Origin of the sequence: Pseudomonas sp. MWU13-2862 (genome assembly GCF_023242495.1) — a bacterium.
In the GTDB taxonomy this organism is placed as follows: Bacteria; Pseudomonadota; Gammaproteobacteria; order Pseudomonadales; family Pseudomonadaceae; genus Aquipseudomonas; species Aquipseudomonas gingeri_D.
The window spans coordinates 297,605-316,081 of the sequence record NZ_JALMEZ010000007.1; the positions used below are offsets into that span (position 1 = coordinate 297,605).

General features: G+C 63.4%; 14 protein-coding genes. All 14 read left to right on the forward strand.

Annotated features, from left to right (window positions below; all coding sequences use genetic code 11):
- The first annotated feature begins 13 nt into the window (after nt 1–13).
- Nucleotides 14–616 (forward strand): transposase, encoded by a 603-nt coding sequence (locus M5C56_RS15120; protein WP_103495632.1) that lies wholly within the window; start codon nt 14–16, stop codon nt 614–616.
- Nucleotides 617–689: 73 nt separating this feature from the next.
- The gene (locus M5C56_RS15125; RefSeq protein ID WP_103495652.1) at nt 690–2,300 is read left to right on the forward strand and encodes a ShlB/FhaC/HecB family hemolysin secretion/activation protein; all 1,611 of its coding nucleotides are present in this window, start codon (nt 690–692) and stop codon (nt 2,298–2,300) included.
- A gap of 22 nt (nt 2,301–2,322) precedes the next feature.
- Complete coding sequence (locus tag M5C56_RS15130) at nt 2,323–4,161, forward strand: MotA/TolQ/ExbB proton channel family protein (protein WP_103495631.1); 1,839 nt, start codon at nt 2,323–2,325, stop codon at nt 4,159–4,161.
- Between the two features lie 11 nt (nt 4,162–4,172).
- Nucleotides 4,173–4,598 (forward strand): biopolymer transporter ExbD, encoded by a 426-nt coding sequence (locus M5C56_RS15135; RefSeq protein WP_103495630.1) that lies wholly within the window; start codon nt 4,173–4,175, stop codon nt 4,596–4,598.
- Between the two features lie 2 nt (nt 4,599–4,600).
- On the forward strand, nt 4,601–5,305 hold the full coding sequence (locus tag M5C56_RS15140; RefSeq protein WP_247263185.1) for an energy transducer TonB: 705 nt from the start codon (nt 4,601–4,603) through the stop codon (nt 5,303–5,305).
- A gap of 40 nt (nt 5,306–5,345) precedes the next feature.
- Nucleotides 5,346–7,043, forward strand: coding sequence for a putative porin (locus M5C56_RS15145; protein WP_103494071.1), 1,698 nt, complete (start codon nt 5,346–5,348; stop codon nt 7,041–7,043).
- A 16-nt stretch (nt 7,044–7,059) separates the two neighbouring features.
- Entirely contained in the window at nt 7,060–7,707 is a 648-nt protein-coding gene (locus M5C56_RS15150) for a DNA repair protein (protein ID WP_103494072.1), read from the forward strand.
- A 20-nt stretch (nt 7,708–7,727) separates the two neighbouring features.
- Entirely contained in the window at nt 7,728–8,216 is a 489-nt protein-coding gene (locus M5C56_RS15155) for a YbjN domain-containing protein (protein ID WP_103494073.1), read from the forward strand.
- On the forward strand, nt 8,213–9,166 hold the full coding sequence (locus tag M5C56_RS15160; protein WP_103494074.1) for a peptidylprolyl isomerase: 954 nt from the start codon (nt 8,213–8,215) through the stop codon (nt 9,164–9,166). Before M5C56_RS15155 ends, M5C56_RS15160 begins: the two co-directional genes overlap by 4 nt.
- Nucleotides 9,167–9,223: 57 nt before the next feature.
- Nucleotides 9,224–10,201 carry a LysR family transcriptional regulator gene (locus M5C56_RS15165; RefSeq protein ID WP_103494075.1) on the forward strand — a complete coding sequence of 326 codons (978 nt, stop codon included), beginning with the start codon at nt 9,224–9,226 and terminating at the stop codon, nt 10,199–10,201.
- 331 nt (nt 10,202–10,532) lie between these two features.
- Entirely contained in the window at nt 10,533–11,465 is a 933-nt protein-coding gene (locus M5C56_RS15170) for an NAD-dependent epimerase/dehydratase family protein (RefSeq protein WP_103494076.1), read from the forward strand.
- A 79-nt stretch (nt 11,466–11,544) separates the two neighbouring features.
- The gene (locus tag M5C56_RS15175) at nt 11,545–14,355 is read left to right on the forward strand and encodes a bifunctional glycoside hydrolase 114/ polysaccharide deacetylase family protein (protein ID WP_103494077.1); all 2,811 of its coding nucleotides are present in this window, start codon (nt 11,545–11,547) and stop codon (nt 14,353–14,355) included.
- A complete protein-coding gene (locus M5C56_RS15180; RefSeq protein WP_103494078.1) occupies nt 14,333–17,923 on the forward strand; it encodes a tetratricopeptide repeat protein in 3,591 nt (1,196 codons plus the stop codon). Before M5C56_RS15175 ends, M5C56_RS15180 begins: the two co-directional genes overlap by 23 nt.
- A gap of 28 nt (nt 17,924–17,951) precedes the next feature.
- Nucleotides 17,952–18,473: a penicillin-binding protein activator LpoB gene (locus tag M5C56_RS15185; protein WP_103494079.1), complete on the forward strand. Its 522-nt coding sequence runs from the start codon at nt 17,952–17,954 to the stop codon at nt 18,471–18,473.
- The last annotated feature ends 4 nt before the right edge of the window (nt 18,474–18,477 follow it).

Here is an 18,477-nt window from a genome sequence, read left to right on the forward strand (position 1 = left end):
GACGAGGAGAACTATGGAACGTTACTCGAAGGTGGGCATGCAGGAACTGGATCAGCGTTTGTCGAAGATCGTCGAGGCGGCCCGCAAGAAGCCCGTCTCGGTCTATCGCTACGGCGCGCCCTGGGTCTGGATTGTCTCCCAGGACGACTGGCAGGGCGCCCTGAAGGAAGTCTCCAGCTATATCCCGCCCGGCCATTCCCTGGTGTTGCTGCGTCCGCAGATCGACGACCTGCTCGAAGACGATCGTGAATTCCTGCGCTCGCTGAATGCCGACTCCGGCATGCAGATCGCGCCCCAGACCGTCATGCACATTCTCTTGCTGCAACTGCTGTATTCGGTACCCAGCGAGCAGCAACTCTACGAGCAGCTCAATTACAACCTGCTGTTCCGCTGGTTCGTCGGCCTCGACCTGAACCAGAAGGTCTGGAACTTCAGTGTGCTGAGCAAGGACATCGCCACGCTGCTGGATCACCCGCAGGCGGTGCTGTTGATCCAGAAAATAATCGGTGAAGTGTTCTGCGGCGCCTTGCTGCAGATGCCGGAGTTCTCCCTGAACTTCGCCCAGCTGCATACCTGGCTGGCCCGGCACCCGTCGATATCGACCGTGAATAACTGAAGTGTCCGGGGTATTGACCCGGGCCCATACGGCCTCGACTGCGTTCGTGGCCATTTTGAATCAAGGGGGCGGTGTGGAGCATTTGTTCTTCAAAAGGGCACGACCGGGACTGGCCGGGCACTGGCTGCCGGTGTGTGGCGGCCTGGTCCTGGCGGTGCTGGGGCGTCCGCTGTTGGCCGATGATGCGCCGGCCAAGTTGGTCGACGTCAACGAATACGTCGTGCGCGGCAACACCGTGCTGCAAGCGCGGGATATCGAGGAAGCGGTGTACCCGTTCCTCGGTCCGCAAAAAGCCCTGAGCGATATCGAGGGCGCCCGCGAGGCCTTGCAGAAAAGCTACCAGGCCAAGGGTTACCAGTCGGTGTACGTCGAGTTGCCGGAGCAGAAGGTCGAGGGCGGCATTGTCTACCTGCAGATCAGCGAAACCAAGGTCGGCCGGGTCCGGGTGGTCGGTGCCCAGCACTATTCGCCGGTGGAGATCCGTGACGATGTCCCGGCCCTGAAGGAAGGCGACGTCCCCAACTTCGCCCATGTCCAGAGTGAACTGGCGGCGCTGAACAAGAGCCCCGGTCGCCAGGTCATGCCGCTGGTCCGCGAAGGTCAGCGCCCGGGGACCATGGACGTCGACCTGCAAGTCGACGACAAGAATCCCTGGCACGGCAGTGTCGGCCTGAACAACGACCACAGCGCCGACACCAAGGACCTGCGCGCCGTCACCTCGATCGGCTACGACAACCTCTGGCAGTTGGGCCACAGCATCTCCCTGACCTATTTCACCGCACCGGAGGACCAGAGCAATGCCAAGGTCTGGTCCGGCTCTTACAGCGCACCGCTGAACGACCGCTGGGCCGTGCAGTTTTCCGGTTACCAGTCCGACAGCAACGTCGCCACCATCGGCGGCAGCAACGTGCTCGGCAAGGGCCATTCCTATGGCGTCTCGGGCATCTACACCGTGCCGGGGGGCGGCATCTGGTCCAACTCGCTGTCCCTGGGGGTGGATTTCAAGGACTTCAAGGAGCAGCTCAAGCTCGGCGGCAGCAGCGACACGGTGCCGCTCAAGTACGCGCCGTTGACCTTCGGCTACAACGGCTACCGCTACACCGAGAAATCCCAGCTGGGCCTTGGCCTGAGCCTGGTGGTCGGGACCCGGGCCTTCTTCGGCTACGGCAGCAACGACCAGGAATTCGACAACAAGCGTTATCGCTCCAGCCCCAGCTTCGCCCTGCTCAAAGGCGACCTGAGTTACACCCAGGACATTTTCGGCGAGTGGCAGAGCGCGTCCAAGACCTCGTTCCAACTGGCCTCCGGGCCACTGATTTCCAACGAGCAGATGTCCGCCGGTGGCGCCACCTCGGTGCGCGGTTACCTCGCCGCGGAAGTCACCGGCGATCAAGGCTTTCTGTTTTCCCAGGAGCTGCGCACGCCGTCCCTGGCCAAGTACCTGGGCAGCTATGTCCAGGAGTGGCGCTTGTATGCCTTCGCCGAGGGTGCCCAGTTGTACCTGCGCGAGCCGCTGCCTGAACAGAAGGCCGATTACAGCCTGGCCAGTGTCGGTCTCGGCACTCGGGCCAGCCTGAGCAAATGGCTGTCCGGCAGCCTCGACTGGGGCTATCCGCTGGTCAATGGACCGAACACGCAGAAGCAGGACTCGCGTTTGCATTTCAGCCTGCAAGCGACTTTCTGAACCTAATTACGGAGCAATTTTCATGCAGCGCCTGATGATATCCCTGTTGATCTGCCTGGGCCTCGCGCTCCCGGCGACCGCCAATGCCTGGTGGCAGGACGACTGGCACTACCGCAAGCAGATTACCGTCGACACCACGCCACAAGGCGCGGCGATCAACGACGCTCCCGGCCGTAGCAGCCTGCTGGTGCGCCTGCACACTGGCAACTTCACTTTCGACGGGGTCAAGGAGGACGGCTCGGACCTGCGCTTCGTCGCGGCGGACGACAAGACCCTGCTCAACTACCAGATCGAAAGCTTCGACCCGCTGATGGGCATGGCGCTGATCTGGGTCGATGTGCCCAAGGTCGAAGGGGGCCAACGCCAGGACCTGTGGATGTACTACGGCAACGCGAAGGCACCGGCGGTCAGCAACGGCCAACTGGCGTTCGATCCCAACTACACCGCGGTCTATCACTTTGACGGCGCAGCGGGCACGCCGCCGAAGGATGCCACTGCTTTCGCCAACAACGCGCAGAACGCCACCGGCAGCCGTATCGACGGCGTGATCGGCGGTGCCTTGCAGTTGGGCGGCCAGGCCTTGTCGCTGCCGGCCAGTCCGTCGCTGCAATACAGCGCCGGCGGTGCCCTGACCCTGAGCGCCTGGGTGCGCCTGGACCAGGCCACGGGCGAGCAGTCGGTGATCACCCGCCGTGAAGGCGCTCATGCCTTTGTGCTCGGTGTCAGCCAGGGCACGCCATTCGTGGAGGTCAATGGCCAGCGCGGGGTTTCGACCCAGGCGCTGAACCCGGGGCAATGGCAGCACCTGGCCGTCACCGTCCAGGGCAGCAAGGTGACGCTGTTCGTCAACGGTCGCGAGACCGCGAGCCTGGCCCAGGAAGTCCCCGCGTTCAACTCGCCGATCGCCGTGGGTGCCGAGTTGCCGGTCGCCGCCGCCGATCCGGCGGCTCCGGTCGCCGCGCTCTACCAACCCTTCCAGGGCGCCATCGACGAACTGCGCCTGTCCAAGGTCGTGCGTCCGGCCGCCGCGCTGCTGGCCGATGCCATGTCCCAGGGGGCCGAATCGAAGCTGGTGGCCTATGGCGCAGACGAAGAGCAGTCGGGCTTCGGCTTCGGCAGCCTGGGCTTCCTGCTCAAGGCGGTGCCGGCGGACGCCTGGGTGATCATCGCGGTCCTGGTGCTGATGATGTTCCAGTCGTGGTTCATCATGATCCGCAAGAACAGCACCCTGGGCCGGGTCAGCCGGGCCAACGAACTGTTTCGCGAGCAATTCGCCCAGATCGGCACCCGCCTGGAAATGTTTGCCGACGACCAGGACCTGGCCCGACGCCTGGAGCATTCCTCGCTGTGGCGCCTGTACCTGGTGGCAGTCAAGGAGATCCGTACTCGCCGTGCCCAGGGCGCCGATACCTCGACGGTCTCGGCGGCGACCATCGAGGCGATCCGCTGCTCCATGGACGGCGTGCGCACCCGGGAAAACCAGCAACTGAGCTCGAAGCTGTCGACCCTGTCCAATGCCATCGCCGGCGGCCCTTATATCGGCCTGCTCGGCACCGTGCTGGGGATCATGGTGGTGTTCCTCGGCACGGCCATGGCCGGTGACGTGAATATCAACGCCATCGCCCCCGGCATGGCGGCGGCCTTGCTGGCCACGGCCATGGGCCTGTTTGTCGCGATCCCGGCGCTGTTCGGCTACAACCGCCTGATCACCCGCAACAAGGAAGTCAGCGCCGACATGCGGGTGTTCGTCGACGAGTTCATCACCCGCCTGGCCGAGATGCACGGCGAGAGCCACTCCCACGAAAACGCCCAGCGCCGTGGCCTGCATGCCGATCAACCAACCACGTCGATTCCGGCCTGAGGGGAACAGCCATGGCTAGCGTAAATGCCTCCCACGACGATGACGATGATGCGCCAGTGGACAGCATCAATATCACGCCCCTGGTGGACGTGCTGATGGTGGTGCTGGTGATGTTCATCCTCACCGCCACCGCCCAGGTCTCGGGCATCCAGATCCACCTGCCCAAGGCCAGCGCCTCGGTGTCGCTGTCCCAGGCCAAGACCAAGGCCATCTCGGTCAACGACGGTGGCCAGGTGTTTCTCGACGCCTATCCGGTGACGCTGCCGGAGCTGGAGGAGCGCCTGCGCATCGAGAAGGCCCAGAGTCCGGACTTTCCGATCATCGTGCGCGGCGACGCCACGGTGCAGTACCAGAAAGTCATCGAAGTGCTCGACCTGCTGCGGCGCCTGGAGTTGTCCCAGGTCGGGCTGGTCACCGGCAAACCGACCCAGGGCTGACCATGACCGCGAAATTACCGATCAGCCCCGACCCCGTGAAGAAGTCGCCGTTGCGCCTGTTGAAGTGGGGCGCGGGGCTGCTGCTGGGGGCCATTGCGGCCTGGTTCCTGTGGCAGTGGGCCCACGACATGAGTGGTGTGCGCCGGGAAGCGCCGAAGGTGCCGATGCTGATTCCGTTGCCGCCGCCGCCGCCACCGCCACCCGAGCCGGAAAAGCCCAAGGAGCCGGAAACCCCGGTGGAAGAAAAGATCCCCGAACCGACCCCGGAACCGGAACAGGTCAAGCCCCAGGAGGAAGCACCGCCGTCACCGGTCAACGACCTGGAAAACCCGATGCAGATCGACGGCGACGCCCAGTCTGGCGGCGACGCCTTCAACATCGGCGCGGGCAAGGGCGGCGGCATGGCCGGAGCCGGAGGAGGGCGGCTGGGTAACGGCACCTACAGCCAGTTCCTGGCGTATTCCTTCCAGCGTTTGCTCAAGGAAGACCCGCAACTGCGCAACCTGGCTTTTGCGCTGCAGACCGATATCTGGCTGAGCGCGGCCGGAGAGATCACCCGGGCCGAGCTGGTCAAGTCCAGTGGCGATCCGAAGCTCGATGCCCAGGTACTGGCCGCCCTGCGCGCCGCGCCGCGTTTGAGCGAACGGCCGCCGGCGTCGATCACCCTGCCGGTGCGTATTGCCTTGCAAGGCCGGCGTCCCGGCTAGTTCACCCCATTCGCAGTCTTGTCATAGGAGTTGTGTGCAAATGATTTCCAATGTGAATCGATTGAGCCTGGCGGTCGGCCTGGTCATCGCGACCCTGGTCGGCCAGGCGGCAGCGGCAACGCCCGCGGCGCCGTCGGAAAACGCCACGATCAACCTGATCCGCCTGCTGGTGCAGCAGGGCGTGCTCAAGCAGGAACAGGCCGACGGGCTGATCGCCCAGGCCGAGAAAGAAGCCCTGCAGGCGCGCCAGGCCAGCGCCGTTGCCGCCAGCGGGCCGCCCTCGACGCCAGGCGAGGTTCGCGTGCAATACGTCCCGGCCATTGTCCGCGATCAGATCCGCGACCAGGTCAAGGCCGAAGTCATGGCCACCGCCAAGCAGGAAAACTGGGCGCAGCCCAATACCTTCCCGGATTGGGTCTCGCGCATCAGCTTCGACGGCGACCTGCGCCTGCGCGACGAGTCGCGTTATTACTCCAGCGGCAACAGCAACCAGATCGTCGACTTTGCCAAACTCAATGCCAGCGGCCCCTACGACGTCAACCCGAAAACCAGCACCAGCCTGCCGCCGTTGCTCAACACCCGCGAAGACCGCGGCGACTCCCTGCGCATCCGCGCCCGGCTGGGCATGAAGGCGGTTGTCGCCCCGGACTGGACCGCTGGCATCCGCATCGGCACCGGTACCGACAACAACCCGGTCTCGACCACCCAGGTGCTCGGCGGTGGTTTCGCCAAGAAAGACCTCTGGCTCGACCAGGGCTACCTGACCTGGAAGTACTCCGACCGCTTGAGCCTGACCGGCGGGCGTATCGCCAACCCGTTCTTCTCCACCGACATCTTGTATTCCCCCGACCTGAACTTCGATGGTGTGGCGGCGATCTTCAACCAGAAGCTCAACGCCGACTGGGGCGTGTTCGGCACCGTTGGCGCGTTCCCCATCGAGTACAGCTCCGACACCGCCAGCAGCAACGGCTACGACAAGCAAAAAAGCGCCGACAAGTGGCTCTACGGTCTGCAAGCCGGGGCGACCTGGCAGTTCAGCGAGCACAACAAGCTCAAGGGGGCGTTGGCCTACTATCGTTTCGACGACATCGAAGGCCAGCGCTCCGACACCTGTAGACCTTGGGCCGGGGACCCGGGTTGCAGCTCCGACGGCACCCGCGCCGCGTTCATGCAGAAGGGCAACACGGTGTTCCTGCTGCGGGACATCGCCATCAACCCTTTGACCCCGACCACCACGGCACAACCGCAATTCGTCGGCCTGGCCTCGAAGTTCAATCTGCTGGACCTGAACCTGGTGCTCGACAGCGACCTGCCGGAAGACTTCAAGCTGCGCAGCCAGGCCGACTACGTGCACAACCTGGGCTACGACGAAGGCGAAATGAACCGACGAGCCGCGGGCCAGATCGTCAACAACCTGGACAACGACGGCAAAATCCAGAGCGGCGCCAACGCCATGATGGTCCAGTTCACCCTCGGCAACGCCCTGGACCTCAAGCGCCAGGGCGACTGGAACGTCTTCGGCGGCTACAAGTACATCCAGCCGGATGCCTTGCCCGACGGTTTCAACGACAACTCGTTCCACCTCGGCGGGACCAACGCCAAGGGCTTCTTCCTCGGGGCCAACTACGGCCTGGACAAGAACGTGATCGCCACCGCGCGCTGGCTCAACTCGGAGGCGGTGTATGGCGCGCCGTTCGATATCGATGTCATGCAGCTTGAAATCAACACGCGCTTCTAAGCGCGAGGGAGACCCCATGAACATGCGAGCCCAGGTGCGTTGGTCGACGTTGTTGCTGCTGGTCGGCGTGGCGCTGGCCAATGGCGCGTCCGCCGAAGGCATGGAAGAGCGCCTGCGCACCCAGTTGCGTAGCACCACCCAGCAATTGCAAGCGTTGCAGAGCGAACAGGCCCAGGCCGGCGCGGCACGGATCGCCGCCGAAAACCAGACCAAGGCGGCCCAGGCGCAGATCAAGCAGCTCGAAGCAGAGCTGGCCAAGGCCAAGGGGTTGAGCGAGCAGTTGGCCGGCCAGCAACAGAACCTGCAAAACCAGGCCCAGGCGTTTGCCGCCGCCAGCAACGAACAGTTGGGCAAGTTCAAGAAAGCCTATGACGACCTGCTGGTGCTGGCCAAGGCCAAGGAAGCCGAGCGCGCGCGCTTGCAGGTGCAGTTGACCGAGCGTGACACACAAGTGCAGCAATGTTCGGTCAAGAATCAACAGATGTACGGGGTCGCCAAGGAGATCCTCGCCGCCTTCGAAAAAATCGATGTGGCCGAGGTGATGAAGATTCGCCAGCCGTTTGCCGGCGGGGCCCGGGTCAAGTTCGAGGAAATGGCGCAGACCTTCGGCGACAACCTCTACAAGAACCAGTTCGATGCGACCCACGCATCCGTCAATCAATAACCTGCAAGGAAGAACAATTTATGAGCGAACAATTGATCGAGCACGTGACCCCGGACAGCCTGACCGAACTGCTGCAAGGCGCCGGCTACCGGGTCAATCGCACCGATCAGAACGGTATCGTGCAACTGCTCAGCGCCAGCCAGGGCATCGGTTACGCCGTGCGCTTCGGTAATCCAGCGGCTGGCGAGGGGGGTTATGTCGACTTCACCTACAGCTGTGCCCTGCGGGTGCAAGGTGAGCTGCCGGCCGGCCTGGCCGAGTTGTGGAATGCTTCGCGGCGTTTTGCCCGCATGTCGGTACAGGGCGAGTTCCTGGTGATGGAAATGGATGTGGTGGTGGCCGCCGGTGTCAGCGCCAACTACCTGCGCGGCAACCTGGAACTCTGGGATCGCCTGCTCCAGGAGTTCATCGTCTACCTGCGCGACTACAGCCAGCGGGCAGCACAGTTGCAGGCCCAACCGCAAGCCGGTGTCGAGCCTGTGGCCCATGAGGAGGAGGCGACCCTGTGAAAAAACGCAACCTGTTGGCCGGCGCCGGTGCGCTGGCCGTGCTGGTCGGTGCGCTGGCCCTGGTCATGCGCCCGGGCAGCGATCCGGTGGCGGCGGTGCAGCCGGCACCCGCCACGCTGCAACCGACGTCGAACGCCCCGGCCGTGGCCCGCCTGGGTAACCAGCAAGTCGATGCCCAGGAACTGAAAGCCGTGTTTGCGGCCCTGCCGGCCGATTCCCGTGAGCAACTGCGTGGCAATCGTGCAGCCCTGGAAAGCTGGCTGCGGACGCGCCTGGCGGAAAAGGCGCTGATCGAACAGGCCGATGCCCAGGGCTGGCCGCAGCGCCCGGATATCGAGCAGCAGACCCGCGCCGCCGCCGAGCAGATCGTCTTTCGCAGCTACCTGGCGTCGGTCAGCCAGGTGCCGGCGGACTACCCCAGCGCCGAGGAACTGCAACAGGCCTATGACAGCGGCAAATCGGCCTGGCAGACGCCGCCGTTGTACCGGGTCAGCCAGATTTTCCTCGCCGTGCCGGATCAGCAGTCGCTGGAAAGCGTGCGTAAACAGGCGGTGGAACTGAGTCGTCGGGCCCAGGCCGCACCGGGCGAATTCGCCGCGCTGGCGGGCCAGTATTCCCAGGATCGCGACAGCGCCAAGCGCGGTGGCGATGCCGGTCTGCAACCGCTGCAGCAACTGCTGCCGGAGGTGCGTGGCGCCGTGTCGCGGCTCAAGACCGGTGCGGTGGCGGATCCGGTGCAAAGTCCGGCGGGCTTCCATATCGTCAAGCTCAACGAAATGCAGCCGGCGCGCACCGCGACCCTGGACGAACTGCGTGACCGTCTGCGCGAAGCCTTGCGCAGCCAGCGTCAGGAACAGATTGCCAAGGCTTACTTGGCAGGCATGCTCAACACCGCGACCTTGAGTATCGACGGTGCGGCCTTGAACCAGGTGCTGGAAGAAAAGCCCTGACAAGAAATTGCCATTGGATGGTTGGGCGTCCCCGGATGCCGACAGGGAGTCAGTATTATGTCGTTGAATGAAGACGCCCCGCGAGTGGGCGTCATGGACTACCACAGCCCGAGCGAGCCGCACGAGCCCTGGCTGGCCTTGGCCAGGCTGATGGAACCGCAGACGGCCCAGGTCTTTCTGGCCAGTGCCCGCTGCGGCTGCTTTATGCAGGCGGCGCGCAGCTTGAATATCAAGTCGACCCAACTGCGCAAGCAGTTGGCGTTGCTGGAAGAACGCGCCAATCGACCACTGCTCGTGTATGAGGGCAGTAGCCTGATCCTCAGCCGCGACGGCCAGCAGTTGCAGGCGCAACTGATCGCTTTGGCCCATGAACGACGCCTGCCGATCATGGAACAGCCGTTGGTACGCCTGGCGATTGCCGAATCGATCCTGCACGACATCCTCGGTCGCGACCTGATCGCGCTGTTGCGTCGCAATGCCAGCATCCGCCTGGAAATCATTCCGGTGGACAGCGTGATGTCCTTGCAGGCCTTGAGCGCCGACGTGGTGGTCTGGCTGTGCGGTCCGGACTCGCCGGTCTCGGGGCCGAGCTTCGCCATCAGCCCGCCGCAGCCCCTGGTACGGCTGGATTACCTGCCGCATATCGCCAAGCGTTATTCGCGGGTGGCGGCGCGCCCGGATGTGATTGCCGATCTTGAAGACTACATGTTGGTGCAATGGCAGCACGACCGGCAGATCGACGATTTCCAACCGTGGAACCATCTGGTGGAGCAGCGCCTGGCGGGCGTGGTGCAGGTGCATTCCTATGAGCTGATGCTGGAAATGATCCGGTGCAGCGCCTGCATCGGTTTGTTGCCTTGTTATATCACCCGTTTCGATCGTGGGCTGGTGGCACTGCCGGGGTTGTTCGAGGAACCCATGCAGCGTCGGGCCTGGCTGGCGACTCGCCGTGAGGCCGAGGGCAGGGAAGAGGTGCAGTTGATCGTCGATCTGGTGCTGGGCACGTTCAGGGAGCGGCGGGAGTGGTTTGAGTAGCGGTGATGCCAGCTCGTGGGTTTGAGGTTTGCAGTTGACAGCCAAAATATTGGCTTTTTTTGAGGGCTGGTTAAAAAATATAAAAAACATAGACATATTCTTGACGATGTCAGCTTGATATCCCACTATGGCGTGCCTGAGTAATTGACTTTACTCATGTTTTTTTGACGCCATCGTTCTGAAGACTCTCCATGAAAAGGCGACACAGCCCTTAAAAGAGAGCGGGCGGCGCAGGAAAGATCAGCCATCAAGGCGAATAGCCGCGGCTCCCTTCCAGCAGTGCCAGCATCAGACGATGAAGATTGCGCCACATTTTCTCTTGGGATGATTTATGTCTGCCGAACGGATACTGGTTACAGGGGGCGCCGGCTTCATTGGCTCTCATCTTGTGGATGCGTTATTGGCCAAAGGCCATGCCGTTCGGGTCCTGGACGATCTGTCCAGCGGTAAGGTGAGTAACCTGCCGATGAACAATGCCTCCCTGAAGCTGGTGATCGGTGATGTCGCCGATGCCGCCGTCCTGGCTGAAGCCATGCAGGGTTGCAGTGCGGTGGTGCACCTGGCCGCCGTGGCCTCGGTCCAGGCCTCGGTCGAAGATCCGGTACGCACCCACCAGAGCAATTTCATTGGCACCCTGCGGGTTTGCGAGGCGATGGTCGCCGCCGGTATCCGGCGTGTGGTGTTTGCCTCCAGCGCGGCGGTGTATGGCAATAACGGGGAGGGCACCGCGATTGCTGAAGACACGCCCAAATCCCCCCTGACACCCTATGCGGCGGACAAACTCGCCAGCGAGCACTACCTGGATTTCTATCGCCGCCAGCATGGACTGGAGCCAGTGATCCTGCGCTTCTTCAATATTTTCGGGCCGCGCCAGGACCCGTCATCGCCGTACTCCGGAGTCATCAGCATTTTCAGCGAGCGGGCGAAAGCCGCACGGCCGATCACGGTGTTCGGCGACGGTGGGCAAACCCGCGATTTTGTCTATGTCGAAGACCTGGTGAAGATCCTCGTCCAGGGTCTCGAATGTGCGCAGCCTCCCGTCGATGCCACCAATGTCGGGCTCGGTGGCGTGACTACGCTCAATGACCTGATTGCCGCCCTGGAACAGATCAGCGGCAAGTCCCTGAACCTGAGTCATGCCCCGGCCCGCTCCGGAGACATCCGGCACTCCAAGGCGGACAACCGCCGATTGTGCGAACGCTTTGAGCTAGGAGCGTCGACCGCCATGGCCGACGGTTTGGCACGCCTCTATCGCAGTCTTTAGTTGCATCGCCTTGCAGGCGCCCGATTGCGTGGCGCCGGTAGTCTGATGTTGCGCGGATTGATCTACTAAAGAGTGAGTTATGAAAATCGAGTTTTCCAGGGCGCGCGTCTGCAAAATGGTGCGGCGTCTGTTCGCCGCGTTGGCATTGTGTGTAACGAATTCAGCGTTACAGGCCGCTCCGGCGGCTCCCGCCAGCGTCGGATTCTGGTACGCCGAGCAGCCGCCCTTGCAGGAGTTGGCACAGTTCGAATGGGCCGTGGTCGAACCCGGCCATATGACCGGTGCCGATGTTGCCACCTTGCGCAAACTCGGCAGCCAGCCATTCGCCTACCTGTCGGTGGGTGAGTTCGACGGCGACCGTGCCGCCCTGGACAAGGAAGCGCTGACACAGGGCGCCAGCAGCATCCGTAACAAGGCCTGGGACAGCCAGGTCATGGACATCGCCACGCCGGCCTGGCGGGAACATCTGTTCAAGCGCGCCAAAGCGTTGCAGGAGCAGGGCTATGCCGGCCTGTTCCTCGATACCCTCGACAGCTTTCAATTGCTCCCCGAAGCCAACCGCGAACCGCAGCGCAAGGCGCTGGTAGCGTTTCTGCGCGAGCTGCACCGCCGCCAGCCAGACCTCAAGCTGTTCTTCAATCGCGGCTTCGAGGTACTGGCTGAGCTCGATGACGTAGCCTCGGCCGTCGCCGTCGAATCGATCCATGCCGGTTGGGATGCCTCGGCCAAGCGTTATCGCCCGGTGTCCGAGTCCGACCGCAACTGGCTTGAAGGTGAGCTCAAACCGCTGCGGGCGCGGAATATCCCGCTGGTGGCCATCGACTACCTGCCGTCCACGCGGCGTGAAGAAGCCCGCAAACTGGTCCGTCAGTTGAGCCAGGAAGGCTTTATCCCGGTGGTCACGACCCCGGACCTCAATGCCATCAGCATGAGCACCGTGGAGGTGCAGCCGCGGCGTATCGCCATGCTCTATGACCCGCGTGAAGGTGAACTCTATGATCACGCCGGCCACCGGATGCTCGGAGGCCTGTTGGAATACCTGGGTTATCGGGTGGATTACCTGCCGGTCGACGACAGCTTGCCGTCCTACAGCTTCGCCGGTTTGTACGCCGGGGTGGTGGTGTGGATGACCAGCGGCCCGCCGCAAGACAGCCGTGCCTTTTATAGCTGGATCGGCAAGCGCCTGGATGAACAGGTCCCCCTGGCGATCATGGCCGGCCTGCCGATCGAAGACCGCTCGCTGCTCAAGCGCCTGGGCCTGAACCTCGCCGCGCCGGGGGATCGCGATACCTTGCAGGTACTCAGCCAGGACAAGGCGCTGCTCGGTGCCTTTGAGGCGCCAGTGGTCCCACGCAGCCGCGAGCTGACCCGGGTGACGCTGCTGCCCGGCGGACCGCAACCGGGCTTGTTGCTGGGTGACGGCAAGGGCGGCAAGTTCGCCCCCGTGGTCACCGGCGACTGGGGCGGCATGGCCCTGGCACCCTATGTCGTGGAAGCCAACGTCGAACGGACCCGCTGGATTCTCGATCCGTTCGCGTTCATCCAGAAAGCCTTGCGCCTGCCGGCCCAGCCACGCCCGGACAGCACTACCGAAAATGGCCGGCGGATCGCCACGGTGCATATCGATGGCGATGGTTTTCCGTCCCACGCCGAAGTGCGCGGCACGCCGTATTCCGGGCGCCAGGTGCTGGCCGACTACATTCGTCCCAATCCGTTCCTGACCTCGGTGTCGATCATTGAAGGCGAGGTCGGGCCCAAGGGCATGTCGCCTTTCCTGGCCCGGGAGCTGGAACCGATCGCCCAGGAGATCTTTGCCGATCCCAAGGTCGAAGTGGCGACCCACACCTACAGCCATCCGTTCTATATGCAGCCGGACAAGGCCAGGCAGGACGAAGATTTCCATGCCGAATACGGCTTGCGGCTGAATATCCCGGGCTACAAGACCCTCGACTACCAGCGCGAGATCGTTGGCTCGCGGGACTACATCAATAGCCGTCTGACCACCGCGAAAAAGCCGGTGAAGATGATCTTCTGGCCGGGTGATGCGTTGCCAAGCGCGGAAACCATCAAGCTGGCCTATGACGCCGGGCTGAAGAACGTCAACGGTGGCCAGACCATCCTGACCAAGGCCAATCCGTCGCTGACCGGCCTGTATCCCTTGTTGCGTCCCACCGCGGGCGGCTTGCAGTACTACGCGCCGGTGATCAACGAGAATATGTACACCAACCTGTGGAAGGGGCCGTACTACGGTTTTCGCGATGTGATCGATACCTTCGAGTTGACCGACAGCCCACGACGCCTGCGCGGCATTCATCTGTATTACCACTTCTATTCGGGGACCAAGCAGGCATCGATCAAGGCCATGACCGACATCTACCAGTTCATGCGCGGCCAGCAACCGATGTCGTTATGGATGAGCGATTACCTGGATCGGCTTCACGGTCTGTACCAGGCCAGCCTGGCCCGCACCGGCGAGGGGGACTGGCAGGTGCGCGGGATGGATGGCTTGCGCACCCTGCGCCTGGATCCGGCACTCGGCTGGCCGGACCTCGGCCGCTCCCAGGGCGTGGCCGGTGTCCGTGATCTGCCCCAGGGCCGCTATGTGGCGCTGAGTAGCGACCGCGCGCTGCTGGCCCTGCGCCCTGAGCGTGATCCGCGCCCGGCGCTGGAGCTGGCGAATATTCCCTTGCTTGACTGGCGGTATGTGAATGACCGGCAGGTGACCTTCGCCTTCGCCGGCGAATTCAACCTGGAGTTTTCGGTACGCTCGGCCGGCGCCTGCCGGGTCGAGGTTGACGGGCAACATTACGCGGGCCGGTCCGAACAAGGCCTGTGGCATTTCCAACTTCCGCTGAAGCAGGTGAGCGATGCCCAACTCCTCTGCAACTAAGGCTAAAAGCACGCGGCTGCTCAATCCCTGGGCGCTGCTGCTGGTGGCGATCGCCGTCGGCGTGCTGCTGTGGGCGACCTTTCATAATGAAGAAGCCTTTCGTCCCAAGGGTGGCGCGCCGGACGAGGTTTCGGCCAGCTACGCCGAGGTGCTGCTGGCGGCGCACCCGCAGAACAGCGAGCTGCGAACCCAGTTGCTCGACCTGCTGATCCAGCTGGGTGAATACCCACGCGCCGAAAAGCATCTGGCTGATTGGCCGCAAGCCGATTCGACCCTGCAAACCTATTATCGGCTGCAACTCGATGCCCTGGCATTGAACAACAGCAGCGATAGCCCGGCATTGCAGGCTCTGGCCGAACGTTTCAAGGCCTTCGACTACAAGTCGTTGCCAACGCCCCAACTCGAACACCTGGCGCCGTTGGCCCTGAGCGCCCAGGCACCGGGCCTGGCCGCGGATAGCTATGCCGAACTGGCGCGCCGCGATCCGCGACAGCATGACCAACGGCTGACCGAAGCGGCGAAATGGTACCTGGCCAGTGAACAGCCCGGACGGGCGGCGGATCTCTATATCGAGCTGCTTGCAAGTAGCCAGAAACCCGAAGAGCGGCGCCAGTTCCTCCAGGCCGCCTTCGAGGGCCTGGTAGCCGCTGATCGAGGCGATCAGGCGGCCGAGCTGCTGGCCAGGGAGTTGCTCGCGCAACCGGATGGCCAATTCGATCCGGCGCTGCTTGACCTGGGCGTCGATGTGGCGGTGGCGCATAACCGTACCGACCTGGCTGAGCAGTTTTTTAGCGAATGGCGCAAATTGCAGCCCGACAGCCCGCAAGTGCTGGCCAAGGAGTTCAAGCAGCGCCTGGCCTTCGGCGATCTGCCGGGGGCGCACGCGGCGGGCTTGCAACTGCTCGAACAGCGCCCGGACGATCCGGCGTTGCTGGAGCAGATGGCCCATATCGCCGAATGGCAGGACGACTCGGCAGCCGCGCTGGGCTACTGGATCGCCCTGAGCAAACTGCGCGACAACCCTGCTGAATTCGAGCACACCTGGCGCCTGGCGATGCAGACCTACGACTTCGATCGGGGTATTCCGGTGCTGGCGGGGATCATGGACACGCGAGCGTTGACCAATGTCGAGCTGGATGCCCTGGTGTACGCCGAAGAGTCACGTGGCACTCCCGAGCAGGCTGAAGCCTGGTTGCGTCGTTATGTCGCCAAGTATCCGAAACATCGCCTGGCCTGGGTCCGGCTGTTGCAGAACCTGGAAAACACCGAGCAATACACGGCGCGCCTGGACGTCTGGCAGAGCTTCGCCAAACGCTTCCCTCTGAGCAGTACCGAACGGGTCGACTGGGCCAACAACCACCTCAAGCTGTTTGACAGCCCGTCGGCCTGGAAGGTGATCACGGCGGTCGATGGCAACAAGATCAATGATCTCGACTATTGGCAATCCCGCGCGGCGCTGGCCTGGGACCTGGAGCTGGACGACGAGCTGCGGCTCGCGCTGGAGAAAATGCTCGCCATCAAGGGCTCGCTCAATACCGGCGACGAGAGTGAGCTGATTGCTCTCTATCGAACCCGGGATCCACGCAAGGCCTTGCAGTTGACCGTCGACAGCTGGAAGCAGGGCCACGCCCCGCAACGCCTGGTGGCCGCCTTGCAACTGGCCCAGGAACTTCAGGATTGGCCGCTGGTGATCGATCTGCTCAAGGATGCCGAGCAGTACCCGGAGGCTTCCGAGCGGTCCCAGGTGCTGGCGGCCCGTGGTGCGTTGGCCGTGCAGCAAGGGCAGAGCGAGGAGGCCTTGCGCCTGTATCGCCTGGGGTTGAGCCGTTTCCCGGATGACAATACCTTCCGTGAGCGCCTGCTGTGGCTGTACGTCGACCTGGGCCGTAGCAGCGAAATCAAGCCGTTGCTGCAGCAATGGCGTGCCCTGGCCCGTAGCGACAGCAGCTTGTGGCTGCCGTTTGCCGCCGCCAGCCAGTTGGTCGGGCGCAACACCGAGGCCCTGGCCTGGTATCGCCTCTACCTGCAAGCCAACGCCGGGGACTGGATGGTCCAGGCGGCCTATGCCGATGCGCTGGAAGGCGCCGGTTACGCCGAGTCGGCCCAGCGCTTGCGGCTCAAGCTCGACCGCGAGGTGACGCCGGAGCAGATTCGCGCCACCCCGCAGGGCTACAGCACCTGGTTACGCCTGCTGGCCAGCAGCTATTCGTCGCGCAAGGCGCTGAACCAGGCAATGCAATGGCGGGATGGCTCCAAACCGATGCTGCAACTGTGGTTCGACCAGTTGTTGGCACGCCTGGACAACCTCAATCAGTCGGCGCAGAAAGACGACTGGCTGGCCTGGGCCCGTAGCCGTGGCCTGAAGATCAATGGCTACGAGCAGATCCAGGAAGCCCTGCGCGGCAGCAATCGGGCCGCATTGGAACACCTGGTGAGCAGCGGCGAGCTGGATCCGGCGCAGCAGGTCGAGGCGCTCAATAGCCTGGGACGCGGCGCTGAAGCCCTGGCCGTGGACCTGTCGGCACTGGGTGACGATCAGCCGCCGGCGATCCGTGAGCAATTGCGCCGCCAGGCCATTGAAATGACCGAGCGCACCCCGCAGGGCGTGCTGCTCGCCTGGGAGCATCAGGACTACGGTGGACTGGTATTCAACGGTCCACGGCTGACCAGCGCGCGTTATCTGAACGACAACTGGTACGCCAAGTTGGTGCTGGAGCAGGGTCGATACAGTGGCGAGACCCTGGAGCCGTCGCGTTTGGGCAGCGAGACCAATACCGAGCTGACCTTGCAGCGGCAACTGGAGAGTGGCAATTACAAGCTGATCTTCGACAGCAGCCTGCGCCAGGACGATGACCGCAATGGGCTCGGTGTCAGCCGGACCTGGCAGGTGGACAGCGGCAACGAGCTGGATGCCGGTGCCGACTGGCACCGCAAGAACGAGGACAGCGGGTTGATGCGCGCGTTCGGCCGCCAGGATGATCTCTGGGCCGGCGGACGGCATCGCTACTCGGCTCGTGACCAGTTGTCCTGGAACCTGGCCCAGCGCTGGTTCGCGACCCGCGGCGGCGATGATCTGGGCAAGGGCCAGGCACTGAAGATCGAGTTTGACCACACCTTGCAGTTCGAAGGGCCGAACTGGGAACTGCGCAGCGGTATCGACTACCAGCAGAACAGCTTGAACAACCGCTCACTGGCCAATCTGGCCAATACCCTGGGCGGGGGCATCGACCTGGCCGGGCTCGAACTGGACGATCCGAGTCAGATCACCAGCCAGACCTTGCTGCAGAAACAGTACGGCCAGTGGTTCTTCGGCAGTTCCTGGCGGCGCGGTTTCCCCGGCGCACTGAACCGCACGCGCGGGCAGTACACCTGGCTGGTGGATCTCAGCACGGGCTGGCAGTGGACCGATAACACCATCAACTACGCCGTCAGTACCGGTGTCGGTACCGAGGTATTGGGCAATGACGAATTGGCAGTGACCTTCGGCTACCAGTCGGCGCCGCAAGGCGGCACAGGCAAGTCTGGCGGTACCGCGGGCGTCAGTTACAGCGTGCGTTTTGGACGCTGATCATGGAATTCAAAGAGGAGTTAACCTTATGCAAACGATTCGTTGCGTGAGTCTGGCGATGGTCGCCGTGTTGATGGCCGGTTGCAGCAGCTTTACCGGCCAAAACAGTCCGGAACTGTCGAGCAAGGCCCGTTGGGGGGTGTTGCCGCTGGTCAACTATTCCCAGACGCCACAAGCCGGTGAGCGCGGCGAGCAGATCCTGCTCAGCGTGTTGAGCAGCCGTGGCCTGCAACCGCAGGTCTATGCCGGCGCGCCAGGGCAGGGCGAACAGGCCCTGCTCGACGATAACGAGCGCCTCGCCGGGGCAATGGACTGGGCCCGTGAGCAGAAGCTCGACTATGTGGTGTCCGGCAGCGTCGAAGAGTGGCAGTACAAGAACGGCCTGGATGGCGAACCGGCGGTGGGTATCAGCCTGCGGGTGGTCGAAGCCGGCACCGGCAAGATCCTCTGGAGCAATAGCGGTGCCCGCGCCGGCTGGTCCCGCGAAAGCCTGGCCGGCGCGGCCCAGAAGGTCCTCGACAAGCTTGTCGGCGGCCTGCGGATCGAGTGACTGC